At 68.8% G+C, this 21,833-nt stretch carries 21 protein-coding genes; 7 read left to right on the top strand and 14 right to left on the bottom strand.

Going from position 1 to position 21,833, the window contains the following annotated elements; genetic code table 11:
- The first annotated feature begins 78 nt into the window (after positions 1 to 78).
- Positions 79 to 1,095: a sulfate ABC transporter substrate-binding protein gene (locus tag AACH06_RS10065; protein WP_341425520.1), complete on the top strand. Its 1,017-nt coding sequence runs from the start codon at positions 79 to 81 to the stop codon at positions 1,093 to 1,095.
- 141 nt (positions 1,096 to 1,236) lie between these two features.
- Here AACH06_RS10065 and AACH06_RS10060 read toward each other — a convergent pair whose 3' ends face one another.
- From AACH06_RS10060 to AACH06_RS10025, 8 genes are all read right to left on the bottom strand, one after another.
- Complete coding sequence (locus AACH06_RS10060; protein ID WP_341425519.1) at positions 1,237 to 2,718, bottom strand: FAD/NAD(P)-binding protein; 1,482 nt, start codon at positions 2,716 to 2,718, stop codon at positions 1,237 to 1,239.
- A gap of 180 nt (positions 2,719 to 2,898) precedes the next feature.
- Positions 2,899 to 3,600 carry an MBL fold metallo-hydrolase gene (locus tag AACH06_RS10055; RefSeq protein ID WP_341425518.1) on the bottom strand — a complete coding sequence of 234 codons (702 nt, stop codon included), beginning with the start codon at positions 3,598 to 3,600 and terminating at the stop codon, positions 2,899 to 2,901.
- Between the two features lie 20 nt (positions 3,601 to 3,620).
- Positions 3,621 to 4,490, bottom strand: a complete 870-nt coding sequence (locus AACH06_RS10050; RefSeq protein WP_341425546.1) for an ATP-binding cassette domain-containing protein — start codon at positions 4,488 to 4,490, stop codon at positions 3,621 to 3,623.
- Positions 4,491 to 4,549: 59 nt separating this feature from the next.
- Positions 4,550 to 5,344 carry an aliphatic sulfonate ABC transporter permease SsuC gene (ssuC, locus tag AACH06_RS10045; RefSeq protein WP_341425517.1) on the bottom strand — a complete coding sequence of 265 codons (795 nt, stop codon included), beginning with the start codon at positions 5,342 to 5,344 and terminating at the stop codon, positions 4,550 to 4,552.
- Between the two features lie 5 nt (positions 5,345 to 5,349).
- Positions 5,350 to 6,570, bottom strand: a complete 1,221-nt coding sequence (ssuD, locus tag AACH06_RS10040) for an FMNH2-dependent alkanesulfonate monooxygenase (RefSeq protein ID WP_341425516.1) — start codon at positions 6,568 to 6,570, stop codon at positions 5,350 to 5,352.
- A gap of 66 nt (positions 6,571 to 6,636) precedes the next feature.
- Positions 6,637 to 7,635, bottom strand: a complete 999-nt coding sequence (locus AACH06_RS10035) for a sulfonate ABC transporter substrate-binding protein (protein ID WP_341425515.1) — start codon at positions 7,633 to 7,635, stop codon at positions 6,637 to 6,639.
- 136 nt (positions 7,636 to 7,771) lie between these two features.
- The gene (locus tag AACH06_RS10030; RefSeq protein WP_341425514.1) at positions 7,772 to 8,101 is read right to left on the bottom strand and encodes a hypothetical protein; all 330 of its coding nucleotides are present in this window, start codon (positions 8,099 to 8,101) and stop codon (positions 7,772 to 7,774) included.
- A 90-nt stretch (positions 8,102 to 8,191) separates the two neighbouring features.
- A complete protein-coding gene (locus AACH06_RS10025; protein WP_341425513.1) occupies positions 8,192 to 9,310 on the bottom strand; it encodes an alkene reductase in 1,119 nt (372 codons plus the stop codon).
- A 133-nt stretch (positions 9,311 to 9,443) separates the two neighbouring features.
- Here AACH06_RS10025 and AACH06_RS10020 point away from each other — a divergent pair, with 133 nt between their 5' ends.
- Complete coding sequence (locus AACH06_RS10020) at positions 9,444 to 10,331, top strand: 23S rRNA (adenine(2030)-N(6))-methyltransferase RlmJ (RefSeq protein WP_341425512.1); 888 nt, start codon at positions 9,444 to 9,446, stop codon at positions 10,329 to 10,331.
- Positions 10,332 to 10,346: 15 nt separating this feature from the next.
- On the opposite strand, the gene AACH06_RS10015 is transcribed toward AACH06_RS10020, so the two are convergent.
- Positions 10,347 to 11,234 (bottom strand): DUF4034 domain-containing protein, encoded by an 888-nt coding sequence (locus AACH06_RS10015; protein WP_341425511.1) that lies wholly within the window; start codon positions 11,232 to 11,234, stop codon positions 10,347 to 10,349.
- Positions 11,235 to 11,374: 140 nt separating this feature from the next.
- Here AACH06_RS10015 and AACH06_RS10010 point away from each other — a divergent pair, with 140 nt between their 5' ends.
- Both AACH06_RS10010 and AACH06_RS10005 read left to right on the top strand, forming a co-directional pair.
- On the top strand, positions 11,375 to 13,438 hold the full coding sequence (locus tag AACH06_RS10010; RefSeq protein WP_341425510.1) for a M61 family metallopeptidase: 2,064 nt from the start codon (positions 11,375 to 11,377) through the stop codon (positions 13,436 to 13,438).
- Positions 13,439 to 13,464: 26 nt separating this feature from the next.
- Complete coding sequence (locus AACH06_RS10005; RefSeq protein WP_341425509.1) at positions 13,465 to 15,498, top strand: M61 family metallopeptidase; 2,034 nt, start codon at positions 13,465 to 13,467, stop codon at positions 15,496 to 15,498.
- Between the two features lie 22 nt (positions 15,499 to 15,520).
- Here the strand turns inward: AACH06_RS10005 and AACH06_RS10000 are convergent, their stop codons facing one another.
- Together AACH06_RS10000 and AACH06_RS09995 are read right to left on the bottom strand one after the other, a co-directional pair.
- Positions 15,521 to 16,300, bottom strand: coding sequence for a hypothetical protein (locus tag AACH06_RS10000; protein ID WP_341425508.1), 780 nt, complete (start codon positions 16,298 to 16,300; stop codon positions 15,521 to 15,523).
- Between the two features lie 103 nt (positions 16,301 to 16,403).
- Complete coding sequence (locus AACH06_RS09995) at positions 16,404 to 17,183, bottom strand: SPFH domain-containing protein (protein WP_341425507.1); 780 nt, start codon at positions 17,181 to 17,183, stop codon at positions 16,404 to 16,406.
- Between the two features lie 161 nt (positions 17,184 to 17,344).
- On the opposite strand from AACH06_RS09995, the gene AACH06_RS09990 reads away from it, so the two are divergent.
- From AACH06_RS09990 to AACH06_RS09980, 3 genes are all read left to right on the top strand, one after another.
- On the top strand, positions 17,345 to 18,058 hold the full coding sequence (locus AACH06_RS09990) for a response regulator (protein WP_341425506.1): 714 nt from the start codon (positions 17,345 to 17,347) through the stop codon (positions 18,056 to 18,058).
- Complete coding sequence (locus AACH06_RS09985; protein WP_341425505.1) at positions 18,055 to 19,230, top strand: ATP-binding protein; 1,176 nt, start codon at positions 18,055 to 18,057, stop codon at positions 19,228 to 19,230. The genes AACH06_RS09990 and AACH06_RS09985 overlap by 4 nt, the downstream gene beginning before the upstream one ends.
- 136 nt (positions 19,231 to 19,366) lie before the next feature.
- On the top strand, positions 19,367 to 20,287 hold the full coding sequence (locus AACH06_RS09980) for an intradiol ring-cleavage dioxygenase (protein ID WP_341425504.1): 921 nt from the start codon (positions 19,367 to 19,369) through the stop codon (positions 20,285 to 20,287).
- A gap of 22 nt (positions 20,288 to 20,309) precedes the next feature.
- Here AACH06_RS09980 and AACH06_RS09975 read toward each other — a convergent pair whose 3' ends face one another.
- The 3 genes from AACH06_RS09975 to AACH06_RS09965 all read right to left on the bottom strand — a co-directional run bounded on the left by AACH06_RS09975 (position 20,310) and on the right by AACH06_RS09965 (position 21,768).
- Positions 20,310 to 20,723 carry a VOC family protein gene (locus AACH06_RS09975; protein ID WP_341425503.1) on the bottom strand — a complete coding sequence of 138 codons (414 nt, stop codon included), beginning with the start codon at positions 20,721 to 20,723 and terminating at the stop codon, positions 20,310 to 20,312.
- Entirely contained in the window at positions 20,723 to 21,121 is a 399-nt protein-coding gene (locus AACH06_RS09970; protein WP_341425502.1) for a VOC family protein, read from the bottom strand. Before AACH06_RS09970 ends, AACH06_RS09975 begins: the two co-directional genes overlap by 1 nt.
- Positions 21,122 to 21,207: 86 nt before the next feature.
- On the bottom strand, positions 21,208 to 21,768 hold the full coding sequence (locus AACH06_RS09965) for a GNAT family N-acetyltransferase (RefSeq protein ID WP_341425501.1): 561 nt from the start codon (positions 21,766 to 21,768) through the stop codon (positions 21,208 to 21,210).
- Positions 21,769 to 21,833: the final 65 nt, after the last annotated feature.

Here is a 21,833-nt window from a genome sequence, read left to right as displayed (position 1 = left end):
GCTTATTCGGGCAGCAACGCTGCTGCCTTGCAATGCGTCGTTGTCGGACAGCAGGCGGTGTTTTCAGAATGCCGGCCCATGAACACGTTCGATGGGCCTCGCCGCGCCCTGTTGTTATCGCCCCTGGCCGCCTGGTGGCCGGGCAGCGCGCTGGCGGCCACCAGCTTGCTCAATGTCAGCTACGACGTGTCACGCGAGTTCTACAAGGACTACAACGCGGCGTTCGCCAGGCACTGGAAAGCGCAGACCGGCGAAGAACTGGTGTTGAACCAGTCGCACGGCGGCTCCAGCAAGCAGGCCCGAAGCGTCGCCGACGGGCTGGAAGCCGATGTCATCACAATGAATCAGGCCAACGACATCGACATGCTGGTCGAGCGTGGTGGGCTGGTGCCAGCGAACTGGGCCGAGCGCTTGCCCGATCGCAGCGCGCCCACGACGTCGGTGAGCGTGGTGCTGGTGCGCCAAGGCAATCCCGCAGCGATCCGCAGTTGGGCCGATCTGGGACGGGCGGGCCTGTCGGTCGTCATCCCCAATCCGAAGACCTCGGGCAACGGTCGATACACCTATCTGGCCGTGTGGGGTGCGGCCCTGAAGTCGGGCGTCTCGGCAGAGGCCGCGCGCGCCCTGGTGGCCAGAGTGTTCGCCAACGTCCCGGTGCTCGATGGCGGCGGGCGCGCCGCCACGACCACCTTTGCGCAGCGCGGCATCGGTGATGCCCTGGTCACCTTTGAAAGCGAAGTGCCGCTGATCAAGCGGGAGTTCGGCTCGGGGTTCGACGTGGTGTATCCGGAGTGGACGGTGCTCGCCGAAAACCCCGTGAGCGTGGTGGACAAGGTGGTCGACCGGCGCGGCACCCGGCGTCAGGCCGAAGCCTATCTGCGCTATCTCTGGTCTGAAGAGGGTCAGACGCTGGCCGCGCGTCATCACTTGCGCCCTCGCCTCGCGCAGGTGTTGGCCCGGCACGCCGCCAGTTTTCCGCCGGTCAAGACCTTCACGGTCGACGAGTTGTTCGGCGGATGGTCCAAAGCGCAGAAGACCCACTTCGATGACGGTGGCGTCTACGACCAGATCGTGGTCACCACAGGCCGTCGTTGAGCGGCGAGGCGGCTTCGGCACTGTGGGCCTCGCCCCGACGCCGAGCGGTTGGCTCTCCACCGCATGAGAAGAACAGGCTTTGCCTGGCTTCTCATGTCCCCGGCGCGGTGCCGCGTTGGGATGCCGCGTTGGGTGCCGCTCTCAGACCTTCAGATCGAGCCGCAGCCCGCGCATCACCTGCTCGGTCGCCGCCTTCGCGTGCACGCGCAACTCCGGGATGGCGATGGCTTCCCAGTGCTGCGCCTTCAGCATCGGCCCCACGTAGTACAGACCCGGCTGGGGCCGGCCCGCACGATCGAGCAGACGGTAGGCGCCATCCACCCGCAAGCCCAATCCCAGTTCGTCGATGGACAAGCGCCCCTCGGCCTGCAAGCTCGCCCACAAGGAGCCGGGCGGCGTGTGCACCGCGTGGCCGATGCGCGCCGACGGCCCGGTGCAGTTGACGATCGCCGCCACCCGACGGTGGACCAAGGCGCCAGACACCGCGCCGCGCGGGCGCCAAGCCACGTCGAGCATTCCATCGTCACGGCGAAGGACCGACTGCAGCCGACCCGCATGCAGCTCCACCTGCCCCGCTCGCAACGAGGCCTGAAGCCGGCCGTGGATCCCCGGCGCGACGCGGTGTCGGTGGGTGTCCCACCACGGCTGAAGGTGCCTCAGGAACTGCCGGCGCTCACGCAGGCTCAGGCGCTGCCACAGATCCGGCGTGCAGCTGCGCAGGTTGGCCATCACATCGCGCCAGTCATGCCCCTCGGTCTGCGCCTGGGCCGCCCAGCCGCGCACGGCCCGCAGCATGCCGGCCAGGCCGCGCGCACCGGCCAAGACCTGTGCAGCCTGGAGACCGGGCCGAGGCCTTGCCTCCAGGCTGCGATGAGGCTGGGGCAACAGGCCGCGCCGCGACAGCATCGTCACCCCACCCACGTGGCCGCGATCCTGCAGCCACGTCAGCATGTCGATCGCGCTGAGGCCAGAACCCAGCAACAGCACATCACCCTCTTCGGGCAGCGCCGACAACGAGGCATCACTGCCGGGCGTGTCGATGAGGCCGGGTGAGCCCCACGGGGGCGCGTCTTTCAGGCGGGGGGCCTCCGGCGCCAGGTGGCCCGTGGTCAGCACCACCCGATCGGCACGCAATCGGCAGCCGCTGGCCAGTTGCAGCTCATGGGCGCCGTCGGGAAGGGCCGCGAGGCCACGCACGGCATCCACCAAGGTCTGCACCTGCACACCCCGCGCTTCGGCGGCCCGCTCGGCGGCGGCCAGCGAATCGGCCAGGTAGTCGCCCAGCAGCATGCGGGGCACGAAATCCGCGGCGCCATAGGCACCGTAGCGCCGTTGCAGCCAGCCGATGAAGCCGTCTTCCCGATCAGGCTCCCAGCCCAGGCGGCCGGCGGGCACATTCAGCCAATGGCTCGCGCAACGGGTGCCGTAGGCGAGGCCGCGGGCGCGGCGCGGTTCGGGGTCGATCAACCACAGGCGGGCCCCCGCGGGCAATTGGCGCATCAGGTGCATCGCCGTGGCGGCACCGCTGAAGCCCAGGCCCACCACCGCCACGCAGGTCGACGGGTGGTCGCCTCGGGCGTACTCCGGCGGCGACGCCGGATCGGCGGGCCGCAGCACAGACATGGAAACAGGCATCGGTTCTCCCATCGCCCCGGACTTGGTCGCACCAGGGCACGGCGCTCATCTTGTCGACGAGGCCGTCGGAGCCGAACTTATATTTCCTGATAACCATATGCTTATATTCGAATGAATATAAACACGCAGACTCCGCCCGCGCTGCGCGACGGGCTGTGAAGCTCACCATTAGCCTTGCATCAGCGCCCCTGCTTGCTTGTTGGCCGGCACCGCGATGTCGATCAGCTTCGGGCGTGGCAGGTTGAGCGCGGCCATGAGCGCGATGAACTCGTCGCGGGTCTTGCCGGCCAGCCTGGCATTGGTGTCGCGCTCCTCGGCGATGCAGGAGACGCGCCGGCCCTTGTAGTCGTGGCCCGGGTAGACCAGGGTTTCGCCCGGCAAGGCGAAGAGGTGCCGGGTGACCGCGTCGTAAAGCTGCCCGGCGTCACCGCCTTGGAAATCGGTGCGTCCGCAGCCGCCGATCAGCAGGGCATCGCCAGTGAACAGGCGATCACGCCACAGAAAGCTCATGCTCCCGGGCGTGTGGCCCGGGGTGGCGATCACGTCGAGATGCTCGTCGCCAAACGCCAGCCGATCGCCGTGGGACAGGGCCCGCTCATAGCCGATGGCATCGCAGGCCAGGCCCACCGCGGTGGTGGCGGCGCTCGCGGACTCGCAGGCCGCTTTGATGGCCGTCACGCCCGTCACGTGGTCCGCGTGCACATGGGTATCCAGCAACCACCGCGGTCGCACGCCGAGCTCGGTCATCAGCGCGACATCGCGCTCGCACTGCTCGAGCACCGGGTCGATCAGTACCGCTTCGCGGGTGCGCTCACAGGCCAGGAGGTAGGTGTAGGTGGAGGAACCGGTGTCGAAGAGTTGGCGGAACATGGCCCGTTGGAATTCATCAGTCAGATGGCGAAGCGTAAACCCGGCGGCCATTCGGCAGGCCAGGGTGCAGGCGCCGGCTCGATCGGCGCGGCCGAGTCAGGCGTCTTCAACACCCGCTGCAGCACGCGATGCTCCAGCGCCGCAAACCGGGGCTGGCCCCGCGATCGGGGCCGCGGCAGGGCCACGGGCTCGTCGAATGCGATGCGCTGCTCCTCGATCAGCACCACCCGATCGGCCAAGGCCACGGCTTCGGTCACGTCGTGGGTGACCAACAGCGCCGTGAACCGGTGGCGATCCCACAGCTGTTCGATCAACTGCTGCATCTCGATGCGCGTCAGTGCATCGAGCGCGCCGAGAGGCTCATCGAGCAACAGCAGGCGGGGACGATGGACCAGGGCCCGAGCCAGGGCCACGCGCTGCCGTTGCCCGCCTGACAAGGCGGAGGGCCAGTCGCCGGCGCGATCGGCCAGGCCGACCTGCGCCAGAGCCTCCTCGGCCCGCCGGCGCGCCTGCGGGCCCGGCAGCCCCAGGCCGACGTTGTCGAGAACACGCTTCCAGGGCAGCAGGCGAGCGTCTTGAAACATGATGCGAACTGCATCGGCCAACGCGCCGCCCGGCCGCCCGTCGAGCTCAACTCGCCCGCCGTCGGCGCCCTCCAGGCCGGCCAGTTGCCGCAACAGCGTGCTCTTGCCGCAACCACTGCGGCCCACGATGGCCACGAACTCGCCAGGTGAAATGTCGAGATCGACCGCATTGAGCACTTGCCGATCGCCATAGCGTTTGGAGAGCCCGCGCACCTGAACGGACAGCCCGCCCGGATCCGCCGCCGCCTCGCGCTCGATGGGCGCCTCCGGCCTCAAGGGGCCCAACCATTCCTGCCAGGACGCCATCGCCCCCCAGGCGACCAGATCGATCTGCGAGCTGCGCATGGCTGTCGATTCCTCCGGGCTCACGCGGTGCGCGCCTGCGGCCGGTACCCCGGATGCCAACGCAACCACCATCGCTCCAAACCGCGCGCCAGCAGATCAGCCGCCTTGCCCAGCAGGGCGTAGAGGATGATGCCCACCAGCACGACGTCGGTCTGCAAAAACTCCCTGGCGTTCATCGTCAGGTAGCCGATGCCGGCCTGCGCCGAAATCGTCTCCGCCACGATGAGAAGCACCCACATCAGGCCCAGCGAAAAGCGCAAGCCGACCAGGATGGATGGCAGCGCGCCCGGGAGAATGACCTCGCGGTACAGCGCCCAACCCGTGAGGCCATAGCTTCGGGCCATCTCGATCAGCGCCGGATCGACCGAGCGGATGCCGTGGAACGTGTTGAGGTACACCGGGAAGAACACGCCCACCGCGACGAGGCACAGCTTGGCCGCCTCGTCGATGCCGAACCACAGGATGACCAGCGGGATCAGCGCCAACGCCGGGATGTTGCGCAGCATCTGTAGACTTGAATCGAGCAGCGTCTCCATCCAGCGAAAGCTGCCGCAGACCAAGCCCAGCAGCAGCCCCGCCCCGCCGCCCATCGCCAGGCCCGACAAGGCCCGGCCGGTGCTGACGAGCACGTGGTGCGCCAGTTCGCCCGAGGCGAGCAACGATGCGAAGGCCTCCAGCACCGCCCGAGGCTCCGGCAGCACCCGGCTGGACAAACGCCCGCTCACGGAGGCGAGTTCCCAAACCAACACGATCAGGGCCGGCAGCACCCAGGGCAGGAGACGCCGGGCCGCACTGCGCAGCGATGCTCTCGACATGGCCGTCAACTCGCGGCGCGTTCCAGCGCCGAGCTGCCGGCTGGCGCCGCCGGACGTGCGGCCGAGGCGGCCGTGGGCACGTGCTGGTTCGCCACGATCTCGCCGAAGGGGCCGCTGAGCGTCGGCTGGACCCATCGGTCACGCAGTGACAGCGGCAGCAGCGGAAACACCAGTTCGGCGAATCGGTAGGCCTCTTCCAGATGCGGATAGCCGGAAAGGATGAAGTAGTCCAGGCCCAGGGCGGCGTACTCCTTGATGCGTGCAGCCACCTGCTGAGGGTCGCCCACGAGGGCGGTTCCCGCGCCGCCGCGCACCAGGCCGACGCCCGCCCACAGGTTGGGCGCCACTTCCAGCCCTCGGCGGACATCATGCTTGTCGAAGCGGCCCCCGTGCAGCGCGGCCATCCGGCGCTGCCCCTCCGAATCCATCCGTCCGAATGTCGCTTGCGCACGCGCCACCGTGTCCTCGTCGAGGTGGGAGATCAAGTCAGCGGCCGCGCGCCATGCGGCTTCTTCGGTCTCGCGCACGATGACATGCAGGCGGATGCCGAAGCTCAGGCTGCGCCCGTGTCGAGCAGCCCGCTGCCGGATGTCGGCCACCTTCTCCGCCACCGCCGCCGGCGGCTCGCCCCAGGTCAGGTAGGTGTCGAGCTGAGCCGCTGCCAGCTCATGGGCCTCGGGCGACGAGCCCCCGAAGAAGAGCGGCGGGTAGGGCCGCTGCACCGGGGGGTACAACAGCTTGGCCCCCTGGACCTGCAGATGTTCACCATCGAAGTCGAACGACAGGCCCTCATGGCTGCGGGTGAGGATTTCGCGCCAGATGGTGAGGAACTCGCGCGCCTGGTCATAGCGCTGCGCGTGCGGCAGGAACTGGCCGTCACCAGCCAGCTCTGCGGCATCGCCCCCGGTCACCAGGTTCACCAGCAAGCGGCCCTCCGAGAGGCGATCGAAAGTGGCGACGATGCGCGCATACTGGCTCGGCGTGATCAAGCCCGGACGCAGCGCCACCAGAAACTTCAATCGACGTGTCGCATCGATCAGGCTGGACGCCACCGTCCAAGGGTCTTCGCAAGAACGCCCTGTGGGGATGAGAACGCCCTCGTATCCCAAGGTGTCGGCCGCCACTGCCACCTGCTTGAAGTAGCTGAAGTCAGCCAAGCGGGCGCCGTGCGAGGTGCCCAGATAGCGGCTGTCGCCGTGCGTCGGGATGAACCAGAGAATCTTCATGGGGAGCACTCCACGGGGATGGGATCGGCGGCGGCGCGCGTCCACCACCGCCAGGGCACAACGGGTTCAGTCCGCCCGCGCCACGCGCCAGGGCAACACGGCGTCCGCGATCTTGATGGGGCGGGGAATGAGCTTCAGCTCGGCGAACGCATCAGCGATCTTTTGCTGCTCCGCGGCCACCGCCGGCGTGAGCGGCACGACACCGAACTGATAGCGCTGCAAACTCAGCTCCACCACCGATACATCCAGGCCTTGCAGCGGTGCGATGAGCGCGGCAGCCTGCTTCAGATTGCCCTTCAACCACCGCCCGCGGTCGAGGGTGTCTTCAAACAAGGCGCGAATCACCTGGGGATGGCGCTCGGCATAGCCGCGCTCGGCCAGGTAGTACGCATAGTTGTTCACCACCCCGCGGCCATCGGCCAGGATGCGTGCGCCAGTCTGTTTCTCGACAGCCGCGAGGAACGGATCCCAGATCACCCATGCGTCGACCGCACCGCGCTCAAACGCCGCACGGGCGTCGGCCGGCGGCAGGAAAACGGGTTGAACATCGGTGTACTTGAGGCCCGCCTTCTCGAGCGACTTGACCAGCAGGTAGTGGACGTTCGAACCCTTGTTCAGCGCCACCTTCTTGCCGCGCAACTCCGCGACGCTGCGGATGGCAGAGTCTTTCGGCACAACGATCGCTTCCGCCTCGGGGGCAGCCGGGTCGTTGCCGATGTAGACAAAGTTCGCGCCGGCGGCCTGCGCGAAGATGGGCGGCGCCTCGCCCACGAAGCCGACGTCGACGGAGCCGACGTTCAGCCCCTCCAGCAACTGTGGCCCCGCGGGGAACTCGACCCACTGCACAGCGGCGCCCAAGGGGGCCAGCCGCTTCTCCAGCGTCCCTTGCGACTTCTGCAAGGCCAGAAGGCTCGCTGACTTCTGATAGCCGATCCGCAGCACCAGGCCGCTCGATTGCGCCAACGCAGGCAGGTGGCCGAGTGGCAGCAGCCCCGCACCGAGGGCCAGCAACGCCACCTGCACCAGGCGCGCTCGGCGCCCCTTTCGATTCACCACAACAGACATGACAACCGCTTCTCGCAAGACGGGTCGCTCGTTGGAAGCCGGGCGACCTGGGATAAAAGCGACCCTCGGCGAAGAGCCAGGGTCGAACGCCAGCCGCACGCCATCGGCATGCCACCGGACGAAGAGCCACCAGTGCTCAGAAATCGATGGGGATCGGGACGATCGGGATCGGGATCGGGATCGGGGGTCGCCAACAGGCCGCCGTCGCGGCCCCATGGCGATCTGCCGCCGTCGCGGCGCCATGGCGATCCGCCGCCGTCGGGCGCGGCGACGGCAATTCGACCGTGCGCCGCTGCGGTGCCAGGTCATCGAACGGGCCGTAGGTCACGGTCACCGAACCGGCGGCGGGCGACGGCCTAGGCCCGCGCGCCGGTTGGGGCCGAGCGGGCCGGGGCCAGATGGCCGGCGTGACCAAGGCGGCCACGCGGCATGACTTCAATTCGGCGGTGGTCGGCGCATCCAGCATGCCGCCCACGTTAGCGGCGGGCCCACCCTGGAACAACGAAGGCTTTCGACTGAACTTAGAGCCTCGTTGCCACGGCGGGCGCGCGGCTCGTCAGGCCGACAAGGTGGGATAGTCGGTGTAGCCGTGTTCGCCGCCACCGTAAAAGGTGCTGCTGTCGGGTGCGTTCAGCGGCGCCCCCCGGCGCAGGCGAAGGCCGAGGTCGGGGTTGGCGATGAAGGGCCTGCCGAAGGCGATCAAGTCGGCACGGCCTTCGCGCAGCGTGGCATGGGCCAGGTCGCGGTCGTAGCCGTTGTTCACCATCCAGGCGCCGCGGAACGGCGCACGCAGCGCGGCGTAGTCGAACGGCGCCACACCCTGGGCCGTGAGGTCGCGCGGGCCGCCGGTGGCGCCTTCGACCACATGCACGTAGGCCAGGCCCATCGGTGCCAGGCGCTGCATCGCGCGGCCGTAGGTGCCCTGCGCATCGCTGTCCTGGCCGGCATCGTTGGCCGGCGTGATGGGCGACAGGCGCAGCCCGGTTCGGCCGGCGCCGATTTCGCCGGTGATGGCCTGCAACACCTCGATCAGCAGCCGGGTGCGGTTCTCGACCGAGCCGCCGTAACCGTCGGTGCGGTCGTTGACACTGTCGCGGATGAACTGCTCGATCAGGTAGCCGTTGGCCGAATGCAGCTCTACACCGTCGAAGCCAGCCTGCATCGCCAGGCCCGCCGCGCGGCGGTAGTCGTCGATCAGGCCGGGGATCTCATCGGTGCGCAACGCGCGCGGGGTCGACACCGGAAAGAAGCCTTCCTTGATGAAGGTGCGGGTGTTCGCAGCCCGGGCGGTGGACGACACCGGCGCCGCGCCATCGGGCAGCAGCGACACGTGCGAGATGCGGCCCACATGCCAAAGCTGGATGACGATCTTGCCGCCTTCGGCGTGCACGGCATCGGTGACACGCTTCCAGCCGGCCACTTGCTCGGCCGAGTAGATGCCCGGGGTGTCCAGGTAGCCCTGGCCCATCGGGCTGATCTGGCTGGCCTCGGTGATGATGAGGCCGGCGCCCGTCTCGGGGTTGGCGCGCTGGCGGTAGTACTCCGCCATCAAGGGCGTGGGCACTTGGCCCGCGCCAGCGCGGTTGCGGGTGAGAGGGGCCATGACCAGGCGATTGGCCAAGGCGATGTCGCCCATTTGCAGGGGACGGTCGAGAAAAGGGGTTGAATCACTCATGACCCGGAGCCTACCCAAAGCGGCGGCGGCTACAGTGGGGTCTGAACCAAAGCCCCACGTCGCCCAAGCCCACCGGCCGCATTGCCGGCAGGCGGCGGCGTTTTCGGCTTCATGACCTGAAAGAAGACCCGCCATGCTGGCCTACCGACACGCTTTCCACGCGGGCAATCACGCCGACGTCCTCAAGCACCTGGTGCTCGACCAGGTGCTGCGCTACATGACGGCCAAGGACAAGCCGTTTCGCTACATCGACACCCACGCCGGGGCCGGCGGCTACCTGCTCAAGGGCGCCCAGGCGCAAAAGAAGGCCGAGTACCGCGAGGGCATCAACCGCCTGTGGAGCCGCCCCGACCTGCCCGAGGCGGTGGCCGACTACGTGCACCTGGTGCAGCAGTTCAACCTGCCGGCGCCCGAACCCGGGCAACCGGCCCCGGTGCTCGAAAAGGGCATGACGCCGCCCTTGGCGCTGTACCCCGGCTCGCCCTCCATCGCCCGGCTGCATGCCCGTCCAGGCGATTCGATGCGCCTGTTCGAGCTGCACCCCAGCGACGCACGGACGCTCGCGGCCCATTTCGGCGGGCGCCAGGTGCAGGTGATCAACGAAGATGGCTTCGCTGGCCTGAAGGGCCAGGTGCCGCCCACGCCGCGGCGCGCGCTGGTGCTGGTCGACCCGTCGTACGAGTTGGTGGCCGACTACGGCAAGGTCGTGGCCACGATGCGCGACGCCGTGCAGCGCTTTCCCGAGGGCGTCTACGTCGTCTGGTATCCGCAGATCGCGCGGGTCGAAGCGGCGCAACTGCCCAAGCGGCTGATGTCGCTGTCGCCCAAAGGTTGGCTGCATGTGCGGATGACGGTCGCGCAGACCGATTCGCAGGGCTTCGGCCTGGCCGGCAGCGGCCTGTTCGTCATCAACCCGCCCTACACGCTGCACGAGACGCTGCAAGGCGTGATGCCCTTCCTGGTGGAGGTGCTGGCGCAGTACGACGGCGCCAGCTACCTGATCGAAGAGCAGCCCGCCTGAACCCGGCGCAGCGGCCTATTCGCAGTAGCTCTTGAGCTGCGGCAGCTGGCAGCGCTGCGAATCGGCGTAGGTCAGCCAGTCTGACTGGAAGCGGCCGCCAATCTGGCGGGCCCGATCGAGTGCGCGCTTGAAGTGCATGGCCGCTTGGTCGGGCTTGCGGCTGTCGAGCCAGTCCTGGCCACGGTCGTCTTCTTCGATCGCCTCCAGTTGCAGCACGCCGCTTTCCGGCATGCCGCGTGCACGCTCGGCATCGGCAAAAGCGCGCATCTCGGCGTGCGTGCCGCACCAGCGCGAACCGATGAAGGACTGGTAGCGGTTGTGGATCAGCGCGCCGTAGGGGCTGTACAGCCGCGTCTCGTCCAGCAGTTGGCGCATCCGCTCGCGTTGACAGCCCGCACCCAAGGCATCCATCAGATAGAACGCGGCCATCAGCGGCTGAGGGTCGAGTGACAACGCGGCGCTCAGCTGCTCGTCGGCCTGGCGGAAGAGCCGCGCGGAATTGCCCGCCTGATCGGCCGTCAATCGGGCCGCGCGGTCGCGGCCACGCACCGTCCAGGCCTGCTGCAGCAGGGCCGCCCCCTTGAGCAGGCGGGCCTGGTACGAGCCGGGATCGTCGGCCAACCAGCGGTCGAGGGCCTGGCTCGCCGGCTCATCCAGGCCTTCGAACTCGCGGTAGACCTGCCGCCACTCGGCCTCGGACAAATGCCCCGCCGCATGCGCCTCGGCCGCCTGAGTCAAGCGCGTCTCCACGGCGGCCGTGTCGCCCCGCCTCAACAGGGCCTGGCCCTCACCCCCTGTCGGCCGAGTGCAGGCCGACAGGCCCACCGCCAGCACCAGCGGCCAGACCGCAGCGCCCCACCACCGGGATGTGGGGCGACAGGTCTCGGCAGAGTCAGCGTTCATGGACAGCGAATTCAAGGGTGCAGCAGTTGCGTCGCGGCGATGAGCCCGGTGGGCCGCGCGGCAGCCGCGCCATTGTTGCCGCATTGGCCAAAGTCGCTGCCGCCCTCGTGTATGGTGCGGGGCTTTTGGAGATCCCACCGATGCCACGCACCCCTCGCTCGGCCCACCCGGCCGGCATGGCGTACGCAGCCGGCCGCGGGGCGCGCCTGATCGGTGCCGCCCGCGTCGGGCTCGCTGGACTGAGCTGCCTCAGCGCCACCCTGCTGCCGCTGCACGCGGCCGCCATCACGCCCCTGAGCCCCATCGCCGATGCGGCCGCCATCCCGCAGCCCACGCCGCGTGACACGCCCTACCCCGGCACCCTGACCGTGGCCGTCGATGCCACCGACCTGGATCACCGGGTGCTGCGCGTGCTGCAGACAGTGCCGGTGGCGCAACCCGGTCGACTCACCCTGCTCTACCCGCGCTGGCTTCCGGGCACCCACGGGCCCTACGGCGATGTCGATCGGCTGGCGGGCCTGCAGGTGCGGGCCGGTGAGCGCAGCCTCGCGTGGCAGCGCGACCTCGTCGACCCCTTTGCCTTTCACATCGACGTGCCGGCCGGGGTGTCGAGCCTGAGCTTGAGCTACGAGCACCTCACGCCGGTAGAGCGTGGCCAGGGCCGGGTGTCGATGACACGGGCGCTGCTGGGGGTGCAGTGGAACCAGACCGTGCTCTATCCCGCTGGCCACTACGCGAGCGCCATCCGCGTCGAGGCCAGTGTGCGCCTGCCGGGCGGCTGGCAGCAGGCGAGCGCCTTGCGCGCCGCCGACGGCCAGGTGGCCCAGGCCGGTGCCGACGGGTGGGTGCGCTTTGCGCCGGTCTCGCTGGAGACCCTGGTCGACTCGCCGCTCTTCGCCGGCCCGAACGTCAAGCGCATCGAGCTCGACCCACCCGGCACACCGCGCCCGGTGGCCCTGAACCTGCTGGCCGACGAAGCGGCGCAGTTGGAAGCGAGCCCCGAGCAGATCGATGCCCACAAGGCGCTGGTGCAGCAGGCCGACAAGCTCTACGGATCACGCCCCTGGCGCCACTACGACTTCCTGCTCGCGCTGTCGAATTCATTCGGCGGCATCGGCTTGGAGCACCACGAGTCGAGCGAGAACGGCGTGCGCTCGAATTACTTCAAAGACTGGGACAAGGCCATCCGTGCCCGCGGCCTGCTGCCGCATGAGTACACCCACGCCTGGAACGGCAAGTTCCGCCGGCCGGCCGATCTGTGGACGCCGCAGTACAACGTGCCGATGCGCAACCCGCTGCTGTGGGTGTACGAAGGCATGACCCAGTACTGGGGCCAGGTGCTCACCGCCCGCAGCGGCCTCGCCACGCCCGAGCAGGCGCGTGACGCGCTGGCCCATCTGGCCGCCAGCCTCGATGCCCGAAGCGGCCGCGCCTGGCGCAACCTGCAAGACACGACCACCGAAGGCACGCTCGCCTCGCAGCGCGACAAGATCTGGCGCGACTGGCAGCGCAGCGCCGATTACTACGACGAGGCCGTGCTGATCTGGCTCGATGCGGACACGCTGATCCGTGAGAAGAGTGGCAACACGCGCTCGCTCGACGATTTCGCCCGCGCCTTCTTCGGCCCGGCCATGCCCACCCACGCCGATGGCAGCCCGCGCGCCCTGACCTACACCTTCGATGAGGTGGTCAAGACGCTGAACAACGTGCAGCCGCACGACTGGGCCGGCTTCCTGCGTGAGCGGCTCGACCGCACCGGGCCCGGCGCCCCGCTCGATGGCCTGACCCGCGCGGGATGGAAGCTCGGCTGGTCAGACAAGGAAAGCGACTTCGCGCGCCAGCAGGAAGGCCGCAGCGGCCCGACCGGCCGCGAGCGACCGGACGACTTCTCGTTCTCGCTCGGCCTGCAGATCGCCAGCGATGGCGAGTTCGACCAAGTGCTCTGGAACAGCCCGGCCTTCCAGGCGGGCGCGGCCACCGGCCAGAAGGTGGTCGCCGTGAACATGCAGGTCTACAAGCCCGAACGCCTGGCCGCGGCCATCACCGCCAACCAGGGCGGCCGCGCGCCGATCGAGCTGCTGGTGAAAGATGGCGATGTCTACAAGCAGCTGCGCATCGATTGGCGCGGTGGTCTTCGCTACCCCCGGCTCGAACGGGTCGATGGCGCGCCCGACCGGCTGAGCGCCATCTGGTCCGCACGCTGAAAGCCCGTCCGTTGAAGGTCCCCACGATGAAGAGTCTCTCGATGCGACAGCGCGGCACCTGGCTCAGCCAGGTGCTGTGCACGCAACTGGCCGCGGCGCCGCTGGCGTTGTCCCTGCTGTGGGGCCTCGCCCCGTCGACGGCGCTGGCCCATTCGTCGGCCTCGCCCACCTCGGCGAACGAGGCCGCCGAGGCGCCAGTGTCGTGGCCGGGCCCGATGACCCTTTCCGTGGACGCGACCGATCTGGACCGGCGGGTGGTCAAGGTGCAGCAGACGCTGCCCGTGGCCACGCCGGGGCGCACGCTGGCGCTGCGCTACGCGCGCTACCTGCCTGGGGGCCACGGCCCGTACGGCGATGTCACGCGGCTGGCGGGCCTGGTGGTCCGCGCGCAGGGCGAGCGCTTGAGCTGGCGCCGGGAATCGGCCGATCCATTCACCTTCCTGGTGGATGTGCCGGCCCACGCGCACCAGCTGGAGCTGAGCTTCCAGTACCTGGCCCCCGTGCGCGGCAGCCACGAGCGCGCGAGCGTCACGCGGCAGATGCTGGGCATCGAATGGGAAACCGTGCTGCTGTACCCGGCCGGGCCCGCGGCCCATGCCATCAGCGTCAAGCCCCGGCTGCGGTTGCCTTCGCAGTGGCAGCAGGTCAGCGCGCTGCGCGGTGCGCAAGGCGCGGTGGTGCAGCCGGCCGCGGACGGCTGGGTTGAGTTCGGCACGGTCTCGGTTGAGACGCTGATCGACTCGCCGCTCTTTGCCGGCCGCCACCTGCGGCAGGTGCCGCTCGACCCGCCGGGTGCCGCGCACCCCGTCACGCTGACGCTGGTGGGCGACGAGGCGGCAACGCTCGAAGCGAGCCCCGCCCAGCTGGACGCGCACCGGGCCCTGGTCGCGCAGGCCGACAAGCTCTTCGGCGGCGCGCGCCACTTCCGCCAGTACGACCTGATGCTCGCGCTATCGGACGAGTTCGGCGGCATCGGGCTGGAGCACCACGAGTCCAGCGAGAACGGACTGAAGCCCGACTACTTCAAAGACTGGGACAAGGCCATCCGGGGCCGTGAGCTGCTGCCGCACGAGTACGTGCATGCGTGGAACGGCAAGTACCGCCGGCCGGCCGACCTGGCCACGCCCGACTACCAGGTGCCCATGGGCAACAGCCTGCTGTGGGTCTATGAAGGTCTGACGGAGTACTGGGGTCGCGTGCTGGCGGTGCGGTCGGGCCTGAGCACGCCCGAACAGACCCGCGACCGGCTGGCCAATGTGGTGGCCGACATCGCCGCCCGCGCCGGCCGCACCTGGCGCCCGCTGCAGGACACGGTGAACGACCCCGCCATCGGCCCCGGCCCGACGCGCGAGTGGGACACCTGGCAGCGCAACGCCGACTACTACGACGAGGCGCAGCTGGTGTGGCTGGACGTGGACCTGGCCCTGCGCCAACTCAGCCGCGACCAACGCTCGCTGGACGACTTCGCCCGCGCCTTCTTCGGTGGCGCCACCCGCGGCCGGCGACCCGATGGCTCACCCGGCCCGGTCACCTACACCGAAGACGATCTGGTGGCCGCCCTGAACGCGGTGCAGCCCCATGACTGGCGGCGCTTCCTTCGCGAGCGGATGGACCGTGTCGGTGATTCCGTGCCCGGCCTCGCGAACAGCGGCTGGCGGCTCACCTGGGCCACCGAGGAAAGCAGCTTCGAAGGCAACGAACGCGGCTGGGAGGGTGAGAGCGGCAACGAGCGCGCGCAGAACCTGGCCTACTCGCTGGGCCTGCGGGTCATCGGCGACGGCAGCCTCACCCAGGTCTACTGGAACAGCCCGGCCTTCGAAGCCGGCCTCACCTCGGGCATGACGCTGCTGGCGGTGAACGACCGGGCCTACAAGCCCGAGCGGCTGGAGGCTGCAGTTCGCGCCAACACCGGCGGCGAAGCGCCGCTGCGCTTGCTGGTGAAAGACGGCGACCTGTACCGCACCGTCACGATCGATTGGCGCGGCGGCCTGCGATACCCGCGGCTGGAACGTGCCGACGGCATGCCCGACCGCCTGGGCAAGATCTGGAAGCCGCGCTGACCTGCCGCGCCGGCCACTGCGCTCAGCACGGCACGACCACGACAGCCGATCCGACCACGTTGAACGCGGCATTCAGCGCCGATGTGATGACGCGGGCGTGGTTGAACGCCACGTCGGACAACAGCGCGAACGCCAGGCCCAGGTAACCGAGGTAGCCCCAACCCACGTAGTCGCCGAAGACCAGGGTGTGCATCCAGTTCTGCTCGAACAGGTAGAGCCCGCCCGTCACGCCAGCGGCGCCCAGCAGCACCGCCGCCGGCAGCAGGAGTTGAAGCGTCGCGCGAGCTCGATGCCACGCGAGCAGTCCCAGCAGCCCGAACACCGCGGCGTTGCTGGCGCAGACGATGCGCAGTTCTCGCAGCAACTGGTCGGTGGTGGAGGCATACGCCGTCTCGATCAGGCCCTGCAGTCGGGCCCGCACCTGCTCCAAGGTGCCCAGGTGCTGCTCGGCGTCGTGGCGGGCGCGCTCGCGCATGCGGCGCCGGCACTCACAGTCGACGCGCAACAGATCGGCCAAGGCCTGCGCCACCTTGGAAGGCACGCCGTCCTGCAGCGCGCGCCACCGCCCCTCGATCTCGCCCTCGATCTCGGCCTCGGTCTGGCCCAGGGCCTTGGCCGCGAGGATGGCGACCTTTGAATTCGACAGCGTGTCGATCTTCTCGCCCACCCGCTGCTCGACCTCGATGCGCACCACGTCGCGGGCAGCACGCTCGATCAGCAGCGGATTCAGCCACGACAAGGCGAGCACACTGCCGAACAGCAGCGCACCTCCTGCGGCAATGATCAGCAAGGCACGGCGCATGTCCCCTCCACGGTGCGATGTGAGCCCCGATTCTTCGTGTCCCCATGATGCTGGATTGTTGCCGCCTCGCGATGGCCGTTCAGCGTGCCATTCAGTGTGCCGTTCAGCCGGTTGAGGCCGACACCACGTCAGTGCGCTTCTGGAAGTACTGGCTCAGCGTCTGCGACAAGGTGACAAAGTCGGACGGGATCATCATCACTGTCGTGCTGCTGTTCTCCGCGCCGACCTCCGAGATCATCTGCATGCGTCGCAGTTCGAGTGCCGCCGGGTTCTCCATGATTTGAGACGCGGCCGCCGAGAGCTTGACCGAGGCCTCGAATTCGGCCTCGGCCTTGATGATGCGGGCCCGTTTCTCACGAATCGCCTCAGCTTGCATCGCCATCACTTGTTGCATCGCCGCCGGAAGTTCCACGTCCTTCATCTCGAAACGCTGGATCTCGAGGCCCCATGCCCGTGTGGGGCCTACGATGCTGTCGCCCAGCAAGGCATTGATCTTGTCGCGCTCCTGCAGCACCTCGTCGAGGTCGTGTTGGCCGATGATGTTGCGCAAGCCCGTCAGCGCCAACTGGTAAGCGGCGGCATCGGCATCCGCCACCTCGATCACCGACTTGGCGGCGTCGGTGATGCGGTACCAAAGCACCGCGTTGACCTTGACGGTGACGCTGTCCCGGGTGATCGTCTCTTGCTGTTCCGCCGAAACGGTGCGTGTTCGGACGTCGATGGTGACGGCCCGCTCCAGTCCCAGCGGCCAGATCCAGTAAAGCCCAGGCCCGCGCAGGCCCACATGCCGCCCCAATCGGAACACGACACCTCGCTGATATTCCTGCGCGATCCGCAGGCCCGACAGCAAGATGATCAACAAGACGATGGTGACGATGTACATGACTCCTCCTTCATGATGAGTCGTCGTTTCAAGTCGGTCCATCTTGCTCTTGGCGGCATAAGGAAGGCATCGGGATGGTCGTCAGCGGATTGCCATCCATGATGGATCGGACTCGCTGATACTCGCGCCATCAGCCGCCCAGGCCACTTAGAGCCTCTGCCATGACACGTTGCCTGCTGGTCGATGACGACCCCGCGATCCGCACGCTGCTGCTGGACTATCTGCAATCGTTCGGCTTCGAGGTCGAAGCGCTGCCCGACGGCGCCTCGTTGCGCCGGCGCCTGACCGCCTCGCGCTTCGATGTGCTGCTGCTCGATCTGATGCTGCCTGACGACGATGGGCTGGCGCTGTGCCCGTGGGCCAAGCAGCAATGCCCCTCGCTGCCGATCATCATGCTGACCGCCCAGGGCGACCCCCTGTCGCGTGTGCTGGGGCTGGAGCTGGGCGCCGACGACTACCTGCCCAAACCCTTCGAGCCGCGTGAGCTGGTCGCACGCATCCGGGCGGTGTTGCGCCGGGGGCAGGCGCTCACGGCCGGCCCGGCCTCGCCCACCGCCGCCGTGCTGCGCTTTGCCGGTTGGACCTTCGACCGCCTCAAGCACCAACTGCAGGCCCCCGACGGGACGATCGTGCCCTTGTCCACCGCCGAATTTCGCCTGCTGTCGGCCTTTGCCGAGCACCCGGGTCAGGTGCTGGGTCGCGAGCGACTGCTCGACCTGTCGCGCGCGCCCGGCACGGCCGGCACTGAGCGCAGCATCGATCTCGCCGTCTCTCGCCTGCGTGGCAAGCTGGTTCACCCGGGCGGCGCGCCGATGATCCGCACGGTGCGCGGCGAGGGCTACCGCTTCGACACGCCCGTGGAGGGCGGGCGGTGAACCGCGGCTCCGCCTCACCGCCCCAGGGCTGGCGCCGTTTCGACACGCTGACCCTGCGGCTGTTTGTGCTGATGTGGGTGGTGCTGGTGGGCGCGCATGCCGCCGCGCATTGGCTGGCGGTGCCGCCGCCCCCCGGGGCCGCCAGCGGGCCACCCGCGCCGATGGAGCCCTTTCCTTCGCTGCCACCCAGCCCCCTGTGGGACCGCGGAGGGCCGCCTGACCCGGCCCGCCAGCCAGCCCCGCCCGAGGCGGGCCGCAACGCCATGGGCCCATCGCCAGGCCCCGGCCGCGTGCCCCCGGGCCCTTCGATGTGGCTGGACTACGGGGTGCGCCTGCTCGTGATCGCCCTCGGCGCTGCGCTGTGCGCCCGCTGGGTGGCCGGCCCGATGCGGCGGCTGGCCAGCGCGGCCGAACAGCTCGCGCAAGGTCTGCAGCCCGGCCAACGGCCGCCGATGCTCGACGAGCGGCGCGGCAGCCGCGAGGTGCGGGCAACCGCCCACGTGTTCAACGACATGGCGCAGCAACTGCAGGCGCAGTTCGACGCCCGAGGCCTGCAGATGGCGGCCGTCTCGCACGACCTGCGCACGCCCCTCACGCGGCTGCGCATGCGGCTGGAAGGCATCGACCACCCGGCCACTTCGGCGGCCATCGCCGACATCCACGAGATGAACGCCTTGATCGACAGCTCGCTCGCGGTGCTGCGCGAACAGCGCGACGCGGCGCCACCCGACGCTGTGGACCTGCTCGCGTTGGCGCAGGCGGCCGTCGACGACCTGGCGGGCCAGGGGCACCAAGTGACGATGGGTGAATCGCAAGCGGTGCGCGCCCGTGCCCACCCGGTGGCCTTGCGGCGCATCGTTGACAACCTGCTGAACAACGCGCTGCAACACGGCGGCAGCGCCCGCGTCACGGTGAGGCCGGCCGACAGCGGATCGGGCGAACGCGGCGTGGTGCTGTGGGTCGATGACGAGGGCCCGGGCATCCCGCCAGAGCAGATCGACCAGGTCATGCAACCCTGGGTGAGCCTCTCGCCGGACCACGGCACCCGGCAGGGCCTGGGCCTGGGCCTGGCCATCGCGCGCGATCTGGCCGAGCGCGATGGCGGGCGCCTGAGCCTGGCGAATCGGACCGAGCGCGGCTTGCGGGCCACGCTTTGGCTGCCGGCCGCCTGAAAGCAGCCGCCCTGGGGCGTGTTCACACGACGGAGCCCCGATGCGTTTCCTCAAGATGGCGAAACGTACGCGAGTGTGTCAGGGCTGACAAACAACGGGAAAACGCGCGACACAGCGGCCCTTCACGATGTGGGCCATGAACACCCCGCACCACCTTGACGATCGGCGTGACGATCACCCGCACGGCCTGGCGGCCGACCTGAACACCCTTGCCCAGCGGGCGCTGGCACGGCGCGGCATGCTGCGCTGGCTGGCCGTCGGCGCGGCGATGACATCGCCGCTCGGCCTGGTGGGCTGTGGCGGCGGGGGCGACGCCGACGCCGGCACGAGCAGCTCGGGCAGCAGCGGATCGAGCGGATCGAGCGGCAGCAGCGGAGGCAGCAGTGGCAGCGACAGCGGCAGTTGCTCGGTGATCCCCAGCGAAACCAACGGCCCCTACCCCGGCGATGGCACCAACAGCAACTCGAGCGGCGTCGTCAACGTGCTGACCATGAGCGGCATCGTTCGCAGCGACATGCGTTCGAGCTTCGGCGACTATGGCAGCAACCAGGCCGAGGGCGTGGAGATGACCGTGACGCTGAAAGTGGTGAACACCGCCTCCAGCTGCGCGAGCCTTGAAGGCTATGCCGTGTACCTCTGGCACTGCGACGCAGGCGGCAACTACTCGCTGTACTCCAGCGGCGTGACCGACGAGAACTACCTGCGCGCCGTGCAGGTCACCGACTCGAATGGCGAAGTCACTTTCACCACCATCTTCCCGGGCTGCTACAGCGGGCGCTGGCCGCACATGCACTTCGAGATCTACAGCAGCCTCGACACCGCCACCACCGGCCGCAACAACGTGAAGACCTCGCAACTGGCCCTCCCCGAGGACGCCTGCGACCTGGTGTACGGCGTGGCCAGCGGCTACGACGACAGCGTGGGCAACCTCGCGCAGATGTCGCTGTCGACCGACAACATCTTCAGCGACGACACCGACGGGCTGGAGCTCGCCAGCGTCACCGGCAGCGTCTCCGCCGGGTTCACGGCCACGCTCACCGTCGGCATCAGCGCCTGATGGTGTGCGGGCCGGCGGGCGCTCAAACGGTGGCGGGCGGGCCCTTCAACTCGACGGTGTTGCCCTCGGGATCGTCGAGGTAGATCGAGGGCCCCTCGCCTTCAGCGCCATAGCGCGATTCGACCGGGCCGCCCTGCACCCCGTGCGCCGCCAGATGCGCATGGATCTCATCGGCGTCGAACGGATCGACGCGGAAACACAAATGGTCGACATTGCGGCCTTCGCGCCCGGGCGCCGCCCCGCCGCGCAAGCCCAGCCGACCATCGACCGGCACCAGATCGACCATCGAGCGGCCCGCGCGCAACTGCACCAATCCGATCTCTTCCTGGCGCCGTTCCACTTGGCAGCCCAGCACTTCGGTGTAGAAGCGCAGCATGCGGTCCAGGTCGATCACCCGCAGCACGACGTGATCGATCTCTCGCACGCGAATGGCCATCACGCTGGCTCCGACGGTTGAACCAGGTTGATCAGGTTGCCGCAGCCGTCTTCAAAGATCACGGCCGTCACCGGTCCCATGACCTTGGGCTCGCCCCGAAAGCGCACACCCAGCGCCTGCAGCCGGGCCCACTCGGCCGCGATGTCGTGGGTGAAGAAGGCGGTGGATGGAATGCCGGCTTCGAACAACGCGCGCTGGTAGTCACGCGCCGGTGGAAAGGCCATCGGCTCCAGCACCAACTCGACACCGTCCACCCCTTCAGGCGAGGTGACGGTCAGCCAGCGGAAACCGCCGCCCATCGGGATGTCGTGCTTCTTTTCGAAGCCCAGCACGCCGGTGTAGAAGGCCAAGGCGCGGTCCTGGTCATCGACGGTCAGGCTGGTCAGTTTGATCTGCATGGTGAGCGTCTCCGTGTGGGTGGGTAGATCACGGGCTGAAGGGGCGGCACGGTCAAGGGCTTGCGCGTATCAGGCGTCTCGGCCTCTCAGGCCACCAGCGCGATCCGATAGCGCAAGCCTTCGGTGCCGCCGAACGCCGCAGGTTTGGTGAAGCGCTCGATCAATACGCCGCCGTTGGCTTCGATGACACGCTGCGAGGCGGTGTTGGTCGGGTCGGTGGTGACCTCGGCGAAGGGCAGCCCTTCGGCGCGGGCCAGCGGCAGCATCTGCGCCAGGGCCTGGGTGGCATAGCCTCGCCGACGCTTCCAGGGCACCACGTTGTAGCCGACGTGTCCCAGGCAGTGGGGTGGCAGGTCGGTGCGGCCGGGCCGCCAACGCAAGCTGATGACCCCGCAGAACTCGCCGTCCCACATCCACATCTTGAAGCCTGGAATGCGCGGCACCTGGCTGCCGTCCGGCAGGGTCACCGGCCCTCCCAATGCAAGGCGATCCTGCTGCTGTTCGATGAACACGCGCGCATCGGCCCGGATCCTGGCCAGCTCCTCACGAGCCGCCACCTCGCCTCGCGCGGTATCGACCGTCCACCCCTGCTCCAGCGCAGCGATGTAGGCCGGAAGGTGGGCCGGTGTGGGAACCAGGATTTGCACGACGTTGCTCCATCACGAAAGCTCGAATTCGGCCACGCTTTCGAACCGATCACCGACTATGCCAC

Source organism: Ideonella lacteola, from assembly GCF_038066555.1.
GTDB classification, from domain to species: Bacteria; Pseudomonadota; Gammaproteobacteria; order Burkholderiales; family Burkholderiaceae_C; genus Ideonella; species Ideonella lacteola.
The sequence above is the reverse complement of the archived record's forward strand: the minus strand, read 5'-3'. Positions and strand labels throughout refer to the sequence as shown.